Annotated in this window: 9 protein-coding genes and 1 other RNA gene; 8 read left to right on the top strand and 2 right to left on the bottom strand. The window is 61.9% G+C overall.

Annotation, left to right across the window (positions count from 1 at the left end):
* Positions 1-27: 27 nt before the first annotated feature.
* Entirely contained in the window at positions 28-2,436 is a 2,409-nt protein-coding gene (locus VMR39_RS04895; protein WP_325414889.1) for a TonB-dependent receptor, read from the top strand.
* A 45-nt stretch (positions 2,437-2,481) separates the two neighbouring features.
* Here the strand turns inward: VMR39_RS04895 and VMR39_RS04890 are convergent, their stop codons facing one another.
* Positions 2,482-3,420 (bottom strand): aliphatic sulfonate ABC transporter substrate-binding protein, encoded by a 939-nt coding sequence (locus VMR39_RS04890; RefSeq protein ID WP_325414888.1) that lies wholly within the window; start codon positions 3,418-3,420, stop codon positions 2,482-2,484.
* A gap of 438 nt (positions 3,421-3,858) precedes the next feature.
* On the opposite strand from VMR39_RS04890, the gene groES reads away from it, so the two are divergent.
* Both groES and groL read left to right on the top strand, forming a co-directional pair.
* The gene (groES, locus tag VMR39_RS04885) at positions 3,859-4,146 is read left to right on the top strand and encodes a co-chaperone GroES (RefSeq protein WP_066859148.1); all 288 of its coding nucleotides are present in this window, start codon (positions 3,859-3,861) and stop codon (positions 4,144-4,146) included.
* A gap of 127 nt (positions 4,147-4,273) precedes the next feature.
* On the top strand, positions 4,274-5,917 hold the full coding sequence (groL, locus tag VMR39_RS04880) for a chaperonin GroEL (protein WP_325414887.1): 1,644 nt from the start codon (positions 4,274-4,276) through the stop codon (positions 5,915-5,917).
* A 180-nt stretch (positions 5,918-6,097) separates the two neighbouring features.
* On the opposite strand, the gene VMR39_RS04875 is transcribed toward groL, so the two are convergent.
* Positions 6,098-6,853 (bottom strand): NRDE family protein, encoded by a 756-nt coding sequence (locus VMR39_RS04875; RefSeq protein WP_325414886.1) that lies wholly within the window; start codon positions 6,851-6,853, stop codon positions 6,098-6,100.
* A gap of 24 nt (positions 6,854-6,877) precedes the next feature.
* Here VMR39_RS04875 and ssrA point away from each other — a divergent pair.
* The 5 genes from ssrA to VMR39_RS04850 all read left to right on the top strand — a co-directional run.
* Positions 6,878-7,224: a transfer-messenger RNA gene (gene ssrA / locus VMR39_RS04870) on the top strand.
* 351 nt (positions 7,225-7,575) lie between these two features.
* Positions 7,576-7,959: a tetratricopeptide repeat protein gene (locus VMR39_RS04865; protein ID WP_325414885.1), complete on the top strand. Its 384-nt coding sequence runs from the start codon at positions 7,576-7,578 to the stop codon at positions 7,957-7,959.
* 425 nt (positions 7,960-8,384) lie between these two features.
* Positions 8,385-10,040, top strand: a complete 1,656-nt coding sequence (locus VMR39_RS04860; protein ID WP_325414884.1) for a hypothetical protein — start codon at positions 8,385-8,387, stop codon at positions 10,038-10,040.
* 90 nt (positions 10,041-10,130) lie between these two features.
* The gene (locus VMR39_RS04855) at positions 10,131-12,833 is read left to right on the top strand and encodes a TonB-dependent receptor domain-containing protein (RefSeq protein ID WP_325414883.1); all 2,703 of its coding nucleotides are present in this window, start codon (positions 10,131-10,133) and stop codon (positions 12,831-12,833) included.
* 141 nt (positions 12,834-12,974) lie between these two features.
* A partial coding sequence (locus tag VMR39_RS04850) for an inorganic triphosphatase (RefSeq protein ID WP_325414882.1) occupies positions 12,975-13,852 on the top strand: 878 nt, incomplete at its 3' end.

Below are 13,852 nucleotides of genomic sequence, written 5' to 3'. Positions count from 1 at the left end.
CCGACACAAGGTAGACGGGGGCAAGACATGCGACATTATCGGACAGGGGCGACGGGTCGCTCTTTCATCATCGGCCTGCTGAGCGGCGGCGCGCTGCTCTCTCTGCACGGAACGGCCGGCGCACAGCTATCAGCACGGGCGCCCGCACCCGCGCCGGAGACCGCTGCGGTCGAGGATGGCGACGCGGGCGTCGGAAGCATCGTCGTCACCGCCCGCTACCGTAAGGAGGATGCGCAGAAGGTGCCGATCGCGATCAGCGCGATCAGCGGCGACGCCATCGCGGCGCAAGGCGCCTTCACCCTGAAACAATCCATCCAGCAGTTGCCCAGCCTCAATATCCAGGGGTTCAGCGGCCGCAACCAGACCATCACCATTCGCGGCATCGGCACCAATGCCGGCGGCACCAATGACGGGCTGGAACAGGGGGTGGGCCTCTATGTCGACGGCGTCTATCGTCCGCGCACCGGGTCGGTCATCACCGACCTGATCGATGTCGAGAGCATCCAGTTGCTGCGCGGGCCGCAGGGTACGTTGTTCGGCAAGAATACCGTCGCCGGCGCGATCGACATCAAGACCCGCGCGCCCGACTTCACCAATGGGGCGCAGGCCGAGGCAAGCTATGGCAATCACGACTATTTCCGCGGCTATGTCAGCCTGAACGCGGCGCTGACCGACGATCTCGCTTTCCGCGTTTCCTATCTCCGCACGTCGCGCAGCGGCCTGATCCGCAATACCGTCTATAACGAAGATTGGGATAATCTCGACAATCACAGTGCCCGCTTCGACCTGCTCTACAAGCCGACCGAGAATTTCCGGCTGCGCTTCATCGCCGACTATTCGATCCAGAAAGGCGACGTCGGTTTCCAGAGCATCGCTGGCGTGCTGCCGACGACATTGAACAACGGGACGGAAGTGCGAGGCTTCTATCGCCGCGCCGCCGACGTCGGATACACGCCCGGCAGCGTCAACGCCTTCGATCGCGAGGTCGATCTGGACGGCAATCAATATGACGAGATGCCGAGCTACGGCTTTCAGGCACAGGCGGACCTGGACCTGACGGGCGTCACGCTGACTTCCATCACCGCCTATCGCAACTGGAAATGGATTCCCAATTATGACGGGGACCAGATCGGCGCGGACATATCGCCTTTTGGCGTCGTGGATACCGACCAGCAGCAGTTCAGCCAGGAATTGCGCATCGCCTCCACCGGCGAGCGCACCATCGATTTCAGCGCCGGCCTCTATTTCTTCTGGCAGGAGGCGGACGACAAGCAGCGCAGCATCTACGGATCGGATGCCGTCGCCTGGTTGCGCACGGCGAACACCCCGACCGCAACCGTTTCGCCGCTTCCCGCCGCGATCCTCGACGGACTCGAATCCTACGCCCATGTCGTGCCGGCGACGCACAGCTATGCCGCCTATGGCCAGGCTACCTGGAATATCTCGCCGCGCTTCCGCCTGACCGGTGGACTTCGCTATACCTATGAGCACAAGACTGGCCTCTATGACGCGGAGGCGCGCGATGTGACGCCGATCAGCGCCCTGCCGGTGGAATATCAGGCGACGGCGATCGCGCTGCGCGCCGCCTATGCGCCGACCGCCAGCTATTATGCGAAGCGCAACACGGACAATCTCTCCGGCACGCTGATCGCAGCCTATGATATCGCGGACAATGCCCACGCCTATTACAGCTATTCGCGCGGCTACAAGTCGCCGGGCATCAATCTGGTCCGCCAGTCGGCCGGCATCGACATCTTCGTGAAGCCCGAAACGGTCGACGCCTTCGAACTGGGCTTCAAGACCCGCTTTGCAGGCGGCGCGGTGGAATTGAACGGCGCGCTCTTCTGGACCGAGGACAGGAATTATCAGGCCAATTATGTGAATACATTGGTGTCGCCAGCCGTGTCCTATATCGCCAATGTCGGCACGCTGCGATCGCGTGGCGTCGAACTGGACGCGCGCATCGCGCCGTTGGAGGGGCTGAGCGCGACCTTCGCCGCGACCTATAATGACGCAAAATACACCAAATATACCAATGCCGTGCCGGACTATCTGAACAGCTACAAGACGTTGATCGACCTGTCGGGGCGGCAGGCTTCAGGCGCGCCCAAATGGGCATTGGGTGGAACGGTGGACTATGTCCATGCGGCCGGCGGCGGCCATGATGTCTATATCGGCGCAGACGGCAGCTATCGCTCCAGCTTCCATGCGGCGGTCAATCTCGATCCCTTCTCGCGCGTGCCGGGCTATGCGCTGTTCGGCGCACATGCGGGCATCCGCCAGAGCGAGGGGAAATGGGATCTGTCCTTCTGGGTCCGCAACCTGTTCGACAAGGATTATTATAACACGATCGGTGTCAACGCGACCTATGGTGTCACGATGGCCTCGATCGGCGAACCGCGTCTCTACGGGCTGACGCTGCGCGGCAAAATCTGAGGTGAAGAGGGGAGGCGGGGCGGCTAAAACCGTCCCGCCTCCCGTTCACGAAAAGCTGGCGTCGAACAGCGGCCGGACGTCCAGCTTGCGATCGATCACGCCGGCACGCAGGTAGCGGTCGGCCGTTTCCTGCTGTCGAGCGATCAGCATGTCATCGATTCTTGCGGGGACGCGATCGGCGCGCGCCTGCATGATACGCAATATGTCGATCGCCAGCCCCGTATCCTTGTGCATCAGATCGGCATAGGCATCCCGGTTCTTCGCCGACCAGTCCCAGCCCGCCATGAGGCGATCATGATAATCCTGAAGCAGGCCGCGCTTGTAGGCGATCGCGCCCTCTCGCCCGAACATCAGGGCGTATCCGGACACCAGATCCTGCTTGCCGGGCAGGATGCGGGCGCCTTCCTGTTCGGCCATGGCGGCATTGGGATCCCATATGGCCCAGGCATCGACCGCGCCACTCTGCAACGCCGCGCGGCCATCGAAGGGGGAGAGGAAGGCGAAGGTCACGGCGTCATAGGGCTGGCCATAGGCCTCCAGCACGGCGAGCACATGATTGTGACTGACGGATCCGCGCGGGGTGGCGACCTTGTGCCCGGCGAGGTCGGCGAGCGAGCGGATGGGGGAATCCCGGCGCACCAGCACCACCGGCCCGATGCCGCGCGTCGCCTGCGCGCCGATCGCCTTGATCTTGGCGTTGGTACCGGCGGCGAAGATGAAGGCGGAATCGCCGCCTATGCCGCTGTCGATCGCGCCGGCATTCAGCGCTTCCAGTAGCGGCGCGGCATTGGGAAATTGCGACCAGATGATCTCATAGGGGATATTGTCCAGCCTTTTGGCCCCCTGCAACACCACGCGGGAGCCGCCGCGCTGGTCACCGACGAACAATTTCCCGGCGCCGCGCGCGCCTTCGCCCGCGCAGGCCGACAGCATGGAGCCTGCCAGCATCAACAGCGTGGATCGACGGTTCAGGATGATGGACATGGATCGGACACCTCGGAAATGCGCCCTGTCTAGCAAGGCGCCAGCCGGCTGAGTCATGACGATCCCCAATAGATGCGCATCTTTCGCTCAATCCTGCGACGGGCAGCGCAATGGTTTCCGGCTCCCTGTCATCAAGGATTCGCTAACCGACGGCTATTAAGAAGCGGCCGCAATATCCGCGCGATCCGTCGCGGCGGCGATGACCCTTGGCGGGCGATGGCCTATGTAGCGCCGCATGCGCTGGCCATGTCGCGGCAGGCGCGGAAAATTTTTCCGCACTTCTGCCCTTGACCAGCGGAACGACTTTTCCATATGCATGCCGCTAGCACTCCCCGATGGTGAGTGCTAACAAAGAAGAGTTCATCGGGAGAAGGAGGGGCGGACAGGGGGTTCCCGTGCGCACATCTGATCCCAAACGCCAAGGGAAAGGCAATCAACATGGCATTTCGTCCGTTGCACGACCGTGTTCTCGTCCGCCGCGTAGAGGCTGAAGAGAAGACCGCCGGTGGCATCATCATCCCCGACACCGCCAAGGAAAAGCCGCAGGAAGGCGAAATCGTCTCCGTCGGCACCGGCTCGAAGGCCGAAGACGGCAAGGTCACGCCGCTGGACGTCAAAGCCGGCGATCGCGTGCTGTTCGGCAAGTGGTCGGGCACCGAAGTGAAGGTCGACGGTGAAGACCTGCTCATCATGAAGGAATCGGACATTCTGGGTATCGTTGGCTAACGCCAGCCGGCTCGGCCGCATCGGCCAAGCTGCAAACCAGGTATCCATTCCAGATTTCGGCGGAATTCCGACACCTGCAACGGTGTGAACTTCGCAAGTTTTGCAATTCTCAAGAGAGGTAAAGATCATGGCAGCGAAGGACGTAAAGTTTTCGCGTGACGCTCGTGAGCGCATCCTGCGCGGCGTCGACATCCTGGCCGACGCGGTCAAGGTGACCCTGGGCCCGAAGGGCCGCAACGTCGTCATCGACAAGAGCTTCGGCGCGCCCCGCATCACCAAGGACGGTGTTTCGGTCGCCAAGGAAATCGAACTGAAGGACAAGTTCGAGAACATGGGCGCCCAGATGGTCCGTGAAGTCGCTTCGAAGACCAACGACATCGCCGGTGACGGCACCACCACCGCGACCGTTCTGGCCCAGGCCATCGTGCGCGAAGGCATGAAGTCGGTTGCCGCCGGCATGAACCCGATGGACCTGAAGCGCGGCATCGACCTCGCCGTCGCCAAGGTCGTCGAAGACATCAAGACCCGCTCGAAGCCGGTTTCGGGTTCGAACGAAGTCGCACAGGTCGGCATCATCTCGGCCAATGGTGACGTGGAAGTCGGCGAAAAGATCGCCGAAGCCATGGAAAAGGTCGGCAAGGAAGGCGTCATCACCGTCGAAGAGGCCAAGGGTCTCGAATTCGAGCTGGACGTCGTCGAAGGCATGCAGTTCGACCGCGGCTACCTGTCGCCCTACTTCATCACCAACCCGGAAAAGATGGCCGTCGAGCTGGCTGATCCGTACATCCTGATCCACGAGAAGAAGCTCTCGAACCTGCAGTCGATCCTGCCGATTCTGGAAGCCGTGGTTCAGTCGGGTCGTCCGCTGCTGATCATCGCGGAAGACATCGAAGGCGAAGCGCTGGCGACCCTGGTCGTCAACAAGCTGCGCGGCGGCCTGAAGGTTGCTGCGGTCAAGGCACCCGGCTTCGGCGACCGCCGCAAGGCCATGCTGGAAGACATCGCCGTCCTGACCAAGGGCGAAGTCATCTCCGAAGACCTCGGCATCAAGCTCGAATCCGTCACGCTCGGCATGCTCGGCACCGCCAAGCGCGTCACGATCGACAAGGACAACACCACCATCGTCGATGGCGCCGGTGAGCATGACGCGATCAAGGGCCGCACCGAGCAGATTCGTTCGCAGATCGAGAACACCACCTCGGACTATGACCGTGAAAAGCTTCAGGAACGTCTGGCCAAGCTGGCCGGCGGCGTCGCCGTCATCAAGGTTGGCGGTGCGACCGAAGTGGAAGTCAAGGAGCGCAAGGACCGCGTCGACGACGCGCTGCACGCAACCCGCGCAGCTGTCGAAGAAGGCATCGTCCCCGGTGGCGGTACGGCCCTGCTGTACGCGACCAAGGCTGTCGACGGCCTGACCGGCGCGAACGACGACCAGACCCGCGGCATCGACATCGTCCGCAAGTCGCTGACCGCTCTGGTTCGCCAGATCGCTCAGAACGCTGGCCAGGACGGCGCCGTCGTCTCGGGCAAGCTGCTGGACCAGGACGACACCTCGTTTGGCTTCAACGCAGCGACCGACACCTATGAAAACCTGGTCGCCGCCGGCGTCATCGACCCGACCAAGGTCGTGCGCACCGCGCTCCAGAACGCTGCCTCGGTCGCTGGTCTGCTGATCACCACCGAAGCCGCCGTTTCGGAACTGCCGGAAGACAAGCCTGCCATGCCCGCGATGCCGGGTGGCATGGGCGGCATGGGCGGCATGGACTTCTAAAGCGATCGTAGCGGGTGGGCACAGCCCGCCCGCGGTTCGATCGCGACTTCAAAGAAGCGATCGTAGCGAGCCGGGCTTGCCCGGTTCGCGGTTCGTTCGAAGTCCTGCGTTTTGCCAATTGGATGAGGCCGGCGGAGCGATCCGCCGGCCTTTTTCGTCAGGACGATCGATAGGCTTCGCTCACCAGCGAAAATCTTCCGCGGTGACGCCGGTCATGGCTCCCATTGCATCGAAGCGCCGTTCGACGATCCGTCCCAGACCTTCCCGGTCGATCGCGACGATGGTGCTGCACCGGGTGCCGTAGGTCGGATTGCGGATGAAGATGGGGGAGGCGGCCGCTTCGTCCGGCGCGTCGGACGGGGTGGCAGGAGCGATGCCGGCTTCAGGCAGTCTCTCCAGGCGAAGCGCCGCGAACAGTTGTTCAGGCTCATCTGCGCCTTCGGTCAGCCAGTTCAGCAAGGCGGCCTTGAGCGCCAATGTCTTCGGCCAGGGGGCATCCAGCGTGCCGTTGGAAAGACCGTAGAGACCCGGCGTCAGGGCGGTGCGCAGCGGGGCCGGGCGGTTGGTGAGGAAATAGGCGCGGCTGCGTTCGACCAGGATCAGGTTGAACGGGTTGAAGTCATCGAGCGCGGCTTGTCCGATGTCGGCATAAGGGCCATCGCCAGCCAGCAGGTCCGTAACGAGCGCGCCGCGTGAGGCGCGATCGGCCTGCGGCCCGCCATAACCGCGCAAATTGGTGACGATCGCGGCGCGACCGGCTTCGGCGACGCCCAGCCAGGTGCCGCCCGATTGCAAGTCACGCCCGGCGATCAGGCCGGGGCGGTCCGTCCAGCGGCCGAGCGGAGCGGCCGGGCGTGCATGATATTCGTCGCGATTGCCGACAAGGACGAGATGCCAGCGCGGATGCGCGTCCCATGCCATGGCCATGATGCACATGCAGACTTTCCCCTTCAGCGCGAACGACTTGATAAATGCGCCGCGCCGCTCCATATAGGGGCTGCCGGGTTCGCCCGGCTATGGTGATAAATTGTGTCGAGTAATAGACGCAACGGACCCGGGGGCAGTACCCGGCGGTTCCACCACATATCCCGTCTTTTAGGCGGGATGTCTGATGGGGCCGAACTAGGATCGACGTGTGTTCAAAGGCGATGTTTTCACCCGGCCCGTGTAAGCCGTTAAACTGTGCAAAACTCACAAGTGCCAACGATAACGAAGCACTCGCCATTGCAGCGTAATTGAGGGCCTCGCGGCCTGACATTACTCTAAAATAGCGCGGTTGAACCCACCGGGCAACAGAAGGGAATTCAGCGGCCCCCGGAGGCGCCGGGCAACAGAAGCCTCCGGACCCTGTTCGAAAATCCATGCCGGCAGCAAGTCGGGACGCATGTCCCGGCTCTTCTAGGCACGTCCCACCGCGAGCATCGGCGCGCAGCGAGCGATCGGCCTAACCGGCCGGTGGTTCCCTCACGATGATTCGTGGATTGCCGATCTTGCCCTGTCATTTTGATTTCACTTTTATGACAGTCGGATGAAAAATCTATAAGCTATTGATATAGCAATAAACAAATCTTGAAATTCTGACCTGTCCACTTCTTGCGTGAATGTCATCAAAGTGAAATAGTTATGGCTATGTTAGAAAGTTTTTTTGGAGAATCGCAATGAAGAAGGTCGTCGCTATTCTAGGTCTGGCGATGGCTGTTGCCGTGCCGATGACAGCGCAGGCTGCGGACGACGACATGGTCGTCGTAGCGCTACCTGATGGCAGTCTGGCGGCTGATGCGCTGATCAAGGGGCAGTTCCGGGATGCGATCGGCAAGTTGCAGTTGATGCGGCTGAATGGCGAGAATGATCCTGCGCGTCTCATCAATCTCGGCAACGCCTATGCTGGTGTCGGGCGCATGGAACGAGCGCGTGCCGCTTATCGTGCGGCAAGCTTCGCACCGGAAGAGACGCTGCTGCTTGCCAATGGTGAAGAGGAATCGTCGCGGACCATCGCTCAGCGCGCGCTTGGACGGCTCAACCCGCAATATGCAGCGCGCTAGTGGATTGATTTTGATCTTTGCATCCCTCGGCGGTTGGGATGGGGCTGCAAATGTTAAAATCGTAAAATCCAACAGGATCAAATATTTTTAGTGGCCCGAACAGATTCCGGCATTCGTGTGCAACATGGCCTCAAGCTGTATCGAATGTCAGCATTTGACCGCTAGGGCGCGTCCGTGATTCAGGGTGCAGGGAGCGAGGGCGTCATCCGGAGGGGTGGCGCCCTTCGCATGTCTGCCGCCATTCGATGAACCATTGTCTTGTAAATGTCATTTTTTAGTCCCTGAATTGTCATCGTAGCGGAATGATCGTGTCATTTCCCGCTCCTAACTGCGCCCCAGAGGGCGACAGGGGGCGTTGTCCGATTCGAGTTTTCCCCTGCGCTCCGCCTACCAACAATACGGGCGATGCCCGGAGCGGAGACGACATGGCCAAGAATAATCGCATTCACACCATCCTGATGGCGGGCTGCGCCTGCGCGGCGCTGAGCGCTTGCGGCGCGGACGACATCGCTTCGCCCGGCACCGGCGGCAACGTCATCATCAACCCCACGCCGACCCCGACGCCCACTCCGACGCCCACGCCGACGCCGACCGCAATCACGGCCGCTGGCGGTTGCCCGACGATCGCCGACCCCAAGGGTCTGACCGACGAAGGCACGATCAGCAATTCCTCGGGCGATACGTGGCGCGTCTGCACGCTGCCGTCGATCATCGCCAAGAGCGTCACGCTGCCCAAGATCGCCGGCCTGGTCTATCAGATGAAGGGCCGCGTCGATGTGGGCTGCGACAGCGGCTTCTCGGCTCCGACCACCTCGGCGCCTGTCACCAGCTCGACCGTCGGCTGCACCGCCGCCAACGGCTTCACCCTGACCGGTGGCCAACTGACCGCCGACACCAATGTCACGCTGACGATCGAACCGGGCGTCATCCTCTATGGCGGCACGGGCACGTCCTGGCTGGCCGTCAACCGCGGCAACAAGATCAATGCCACAGGCACCGCATCGGCTCCGATCATCTTCACCAGCAGCGATAATATCAAGGGCATCGCTTCGGAAAGCTCGATGGGCCAGTGGGGCGGCGTCGTGCTGATGGGTCGTGCGCGCACCACCGACTGCAACAGCGGTTCGGTCGCTGCCGACACCTGCGAGCGCCAGACCGAAGGTTCGGCCGACCCGGCGAACTTCGGCGGTCGTGAAGACGCTTACAATGCCGGCACGATGAAATATGTGCAGATCCGCTATTCGGGTTATGTGCTGGGCGCCAACACCGAACTCCAGGCTCTGACCGGCGAAAGCATCGGCAGCGGCACCAGCCTCGACTATGTCCAGAGCTTCAACAGCTCGGACGACGGCGCTGAATTCTTCGGCGGCACCGTGCATATGAAGCACTATATCGCCACCGGTGCTGACGATGACAGCCTTGACGCCGACACCGGCATCCAGGGCCGTTTCCAGTATGTCCTGATCGTGCAGCGTCCGGGGCAGGGTGACGCGCTGATGGAAATCGACAGCAACGGCCTGGAAAGCGACACGCCGCGTCAGAACACGGTCGTGGCGAACTTCACCGCGATCCAGCCGCAGGTCAGCAGCAATAACGAAGCCAACGATCAGGCGTCGATCCTGAACCGCGGCAATTCCGATCTGACGCTGGTCAATGGCATCGTCGTGTCGCCGAACAACGAGTGCGTCCGCCTGCACGGTACCGGCAGCGCCACGACCCGCGCCACTCTGACGGCCCGTTCGGTCCTGATGCAGTGCAACGCGACCAAATATATCGGTTCGGGCAGCTCGGGCACGGCCTACACCGCTGCTGATGTCGCCACGCTGTTCACCGGCAACAACAACAACGACGCCTACACCGCTTCGCTGACTGCCACCTTCATCAACGGCACCAACGAAACGACCGGCGTCACGGCGTTCGACGCGAAGACGCTGGACGCCTTCTTCGACACCACCGCCTATGTGGGCGCGGTGAAGGACGCGAACGACACCTGGTTTGCGGGCTGGACCTGCAACTCGGCTTATGCGCCGTTCGACAGCACCAGCACCGCTCGTCGCGCCTGCACCTCGATCCCGGTCTAAGATCGGACTGAACTGAGACGGGGCGGGATGCGGCCGAGATGGCTGCATCCCGCCCCTCAATGCGCAATGACTATCTTTAGGGGACATTTGATGGCGACGCCGCTCAAGTTCGCGGGCCTGCTGCTCCTTTCTTCCGCGCTGGTTGCGCCTGCTGCACTAGCGCAGGAAGCGACCGCGCCCGCCGATGCCACGGCAACCGATCCGCAGGTCGCGGCCGATCCGGCGGCCCAGGCCGGGCGTTCCGCAGCCCAGGAAGATGCGGCGCCCGACGTTTCCATTCCCGGTGCCGACATCATCGTGACTGGCCGTCGCGGCAGCGCCAATATTCAGAAGAACACGCCTGCGGTCGTGTCGATCCTGTCCTCCGCGGACATTGCCCGTACAGGTGACGGCAATATCGCGGGCGCACTGGGTCGCGTCACCGGCCTGTCGGTGGTCGGCAACGGCTTCGTCTATGTGCGCGGCCTTGGCGATCGCTATTCGCTCGCGCTGCTCAACGGATCGCCGCTGCCCAGCCCCGAACCGCTCAAGCGCGTCGTGCCGCTCGACCTGTTCCCGACGAACATCGTGTCATCCTCGCTGGTTCAGAAAAGCTATTCGCCCAACTATCCGGGTGAGTTTGGCGGCGGCGTCATCAACCTGACGACCAACGCCGTGCCCGCGGAAAGCTTCCTGACGATCAGCGGCGGCATCGGCGCCAACACCGAAAGCACCTACCAGCTCGGCTACAGCTATTATGGCAGCAAGAGCGACTGGACCGGCTTCGACAATGGCAGCCGCGACCTGCCGCCGGCACTGAGCGCTTTCTTCAAGAGCGGCGAACGGATCAGCTCCGGCAATGTCGACTCCGTTGCGCTCGCTGGCCAGATGGTGCGCTTCAGCAATTCAACCGTGCAGCGTATCACCGATCTGGATCCCAACTATTCGGCGACCATTTCGGGCGGCACCTCGTTCGATCTGGGTGGGTCGACGCTGGGCCTGATAGCGACCGCCGGTTACAGCAACAAGTGGATCGTCCGCGACCAGCGCCAGCAGAATTCGATCACGCCCGACCTGTCGGCGCTCAATTCCGACTTCCAGCGCATCACGACCGACAATCGCGTCATCGTGAACGGCCTGCTGGGTCTCGGCCTGGAATTTGGCGGCAACAAGCTGCGCTGGACCAACCTCTATATCCGCGACACGCTTAAGCATACGCGCCTGGGCATCGGCAGCACGCAGACCCAGCCGACCTCCGACATCATGGAGCAGGATACGGCCTGGTATGAGCGCCAGCTGATCGACACCCAATTCGTGGGTGAGTTCAAGCTCAGCCCCGAAATCAGCCTGGACCTGCGCGGCGGCTACGCCAATTCGCAGCGTGAGGCTCCGGACGAAATCTCGTTCGAATATATCCGTACCAATTCCGATGCCGACCCCTATGGCGACCTGTTCGTCAACCGCCTGAACGGCAATACCGGCCAGACGGCGACGGCGAGCTATTCGGATCTGAACGAAGACCTGTGGTCGGGCGGCGTCGACCTGACCTGGCGTCCGTCGCCCTCGCTGGGACTGACGGCGGGTTATGCCTATACCGACACCAACCGCACCAGCTCGCGCCGCGACTTTCAGTTCCGTGCGTCGAGCGACATGCCCGAAGGCGTGGGCGTACTGCGGCCCGACCTGCTGCTGGCGCCGAACATCGTCGATTATTTCAACATCGGCGTGATCGAAACCAACGAAGGCAATCCGGCTTTCCGCGCGACGCTGAAGAACCATGCCGGCTACGGCAAGGCCAACCTTCAGATCACGCCTGAGCTTTCGATCGATGCGGGCGTCCGCTACGAAACCGCCAAGCTGGAGGTTTCACCGCTTCAGGTGTTCAGTACGCCGGGCGCCAGCACTGCGTCGACGATGCTGGACAACGACTATTGGTTGCCGGCCGCGACGCTGACCTGGCAGATGCAGGAAAATATGCAGGTCCGTCTGAACGCGTCGAAGACGATCGCCCGGCCGCAGTTCCGCGAACTAATCTATCAGTTCTACTTCGATCCGGACACGAACCGTCGCTATCAGGGCAATCCTTACTTGCAGGATAGCGAACTGTTCAACGCGGAAGCCCGTTATGAATGGTATTTCGCGCGCGACCAGCGTTTCTCGATCGCGGGCTTCTTCAAGAAGATCGACAAGCCGATCGAAACCTACATCACGCTGAACGGCGACAATTTCATCACGAGCTTCGCCAATGCACCCAAGGCGAACCTCTACGGTGGTGAAGCCGAAGTGCAGAAATATTTCGATCTGTCCGGCTTCTCCAGCAGCGATTTCTTCGCCACCCGTCGTATGGTCGTGATCGCCAACTATACCTACACCAAGTCCAAGCTTAAAGTTGGCCCGGACGATCAGGTGTCGGTGTTCGGCGCATCGTCGACGTTGGCGACCGACTATTTCCGGGATGGCGCGTCGCTGACCGGCCAGTCGGATCATCTGGTCAACTTTCAGCTGGGTCTGGAGGACCAAGAAAATCTGTCGCAGCAGACCTTCATCCTGTCCTATGCCAGCAAGCGGGTGACCAGCCGCGGCCTGGCCAACCAGAACCAGCCGGACGTCTATGAATATCCGGGCGTCAACCTGGACTTCGTTGCCCGTCAGGGTGTCAAGGTGGCGGGTCGCCAGTTCGACGCCAAGTTCGAAGCGCGTAACATCTTCGGTAACAAGTACAAGGAAACACAGTCGAACAGCGACTATACGGTGATCTATAACGCCTATCGTTATGGCACGACCCTGAATTTCTCGCTGTCGACTACTTTCTGATCGATCTTTCAGATGAAAAGGAAAAGGGCGCTCGTTCGGGCGCCCTTTTTTTGGTTTTTCCATTCCGATTCTGGAACGATGTCCCTTCGCTATGCTTCATGCTAGAAGTCCCGCGCTCGGCCGGAGAGGACGGAGGGACATATGGGATGCGAAGTCGAACTGAAGCTCGACCTGACGGAGGTTGCGGCGGAGGCCTTTGCCCAGTGGGACGGCCTGCCGGAGCGGGAGGACGTGGCCAGGCTCCAGTCTGTTTATTTCGATACGCCCGATGGCCTCCTGGCGGAAAAGGGCATGAGCCTGCGCATCCGCAAGTCGGGCAAGCGCCGCATCCAGACCGTGAAGGCCAATGGCGGGGCCGCCGCCGGTTTTTTCACGCGGCAGGAATGGGAAATGCCGGTGCGTGGCGGCGTGCCGATCCTTGATGAGCGAACGCCAGTAGCGGCCTTGCTGGGGGATAATGTTGCGAAGGTGGCCGCGGCGTTTGAAGTGGATGTGGAGCGGGCTCGCTGGGTGTTGGCGGAGGGCGAGGCACGGGTCGAACTTGTGCTTGATCGCGGCATGGTGCGGGCGGGCGAGCGTGAGGCGGCTCTGTGCGAGGTCGAACTGGAACTCATGGCCGGCCCGCCTGCTGCACTTTTCGCTATCGCGCGGCGGATCGACGGGGCAATGCCGGTGCGGCCTGGCGTGCTGACCAAATCGGAGCGCGGCTATCGCCTGCGCGATGTGTTGCCGGAGGCCTACAAGGCGGAACCGGTGCGGCTCGATCCGGGGATGAAGGCGAGCGAGGCCTTTATTCACATCACGCAGGCCTGCCTGCGCCATTATCGGCTGAATGAGGGCGTGTTGCTCGAAGGCTATGAACCCAAGGCGCTACATCAGGCGCGGGTCGCGGTTCGGCGGCTTCGGTCGGCGCTTAGCTTGTTCAAGCCGATCCTGCTGGAGACCGATATTCAACGGTTTCGGGATGAATTGCGCTGGCTCGCCGGCATGCTGGGGCAGGCGCGCGATCTGGATGTGCT

The sequence above is a fragment of the Sphingobium sp. genome (assembly GCF_035511395.1).
Taxonomy (GTDB): Bacteria; Pseudomonadota; Alphaproteobacteria; order Sphingomonadales; family Sphingomonadaceae; genus Sphingobium.
This window is presented reverse-complemented; position numbering and strand designations above follow the sequence as displayed.

Excerpts from the sequence above, each read along its gene's own strand:
- VMR39_RS04895 (WP_325414889.1), top strand. The coding sequence starts at position 28 with ATGCGACATTATCGGACAGGGGCGACGGGTCGCTCTTTCATCATCGGC.
- VMR39_RS04890 (WP_325414888.1), bottom strand. The coding sequence starts at position 3,420 with ATGTCCATCATCCTGAACCGTCGATCCACGCTGTTGATGCTGGCAGGC.
- groES (WP_066859148.1), top strand. The coding sequence starts at position 3,859 with ATGGCATTTCGTCCGTTGCACGACCGTGTTCTCGTCCGCCGCGTAGAG.
- groL (WP_325414887.1), top strand. The coding sequence starts at position 4,274 with ATGGCAGCGAAGGACGTAAAGTTTTCGCGTGACGCTCGTGAGCGCATC.
- VMR39_RS04875 (WP_325414886.1), bottom strand. The coding sequence starts at position 6,853 with ATGTGCATCATGGCCATGGCATGGGACGCGCATCCGCGCTGGCATCTC.
- VMR39_RS04865 (WP_325414885.1), top strand. The coding sequence starts at position 7,576 with ATGAAGAAGGTCGTCGCTATTCTAGGTCTGGCGATGGCTGTTGCCGTG.
- VMR39_RS04860 (WP_325414884.1), top strand. The coding sequence starts at position 8,385 with ATGGCCAAGAATAATCGCATTCACACCATCCTGATGGCGGGCTGCGCC.
- VMR39_RS04855 (WP_325414883.1), top strand. The coding sequence starts at position 10,131 with ATGGCGACGCCGCTCAAGTTCGCGGGCCTGCTGCTCCTTTCTTCCGCG.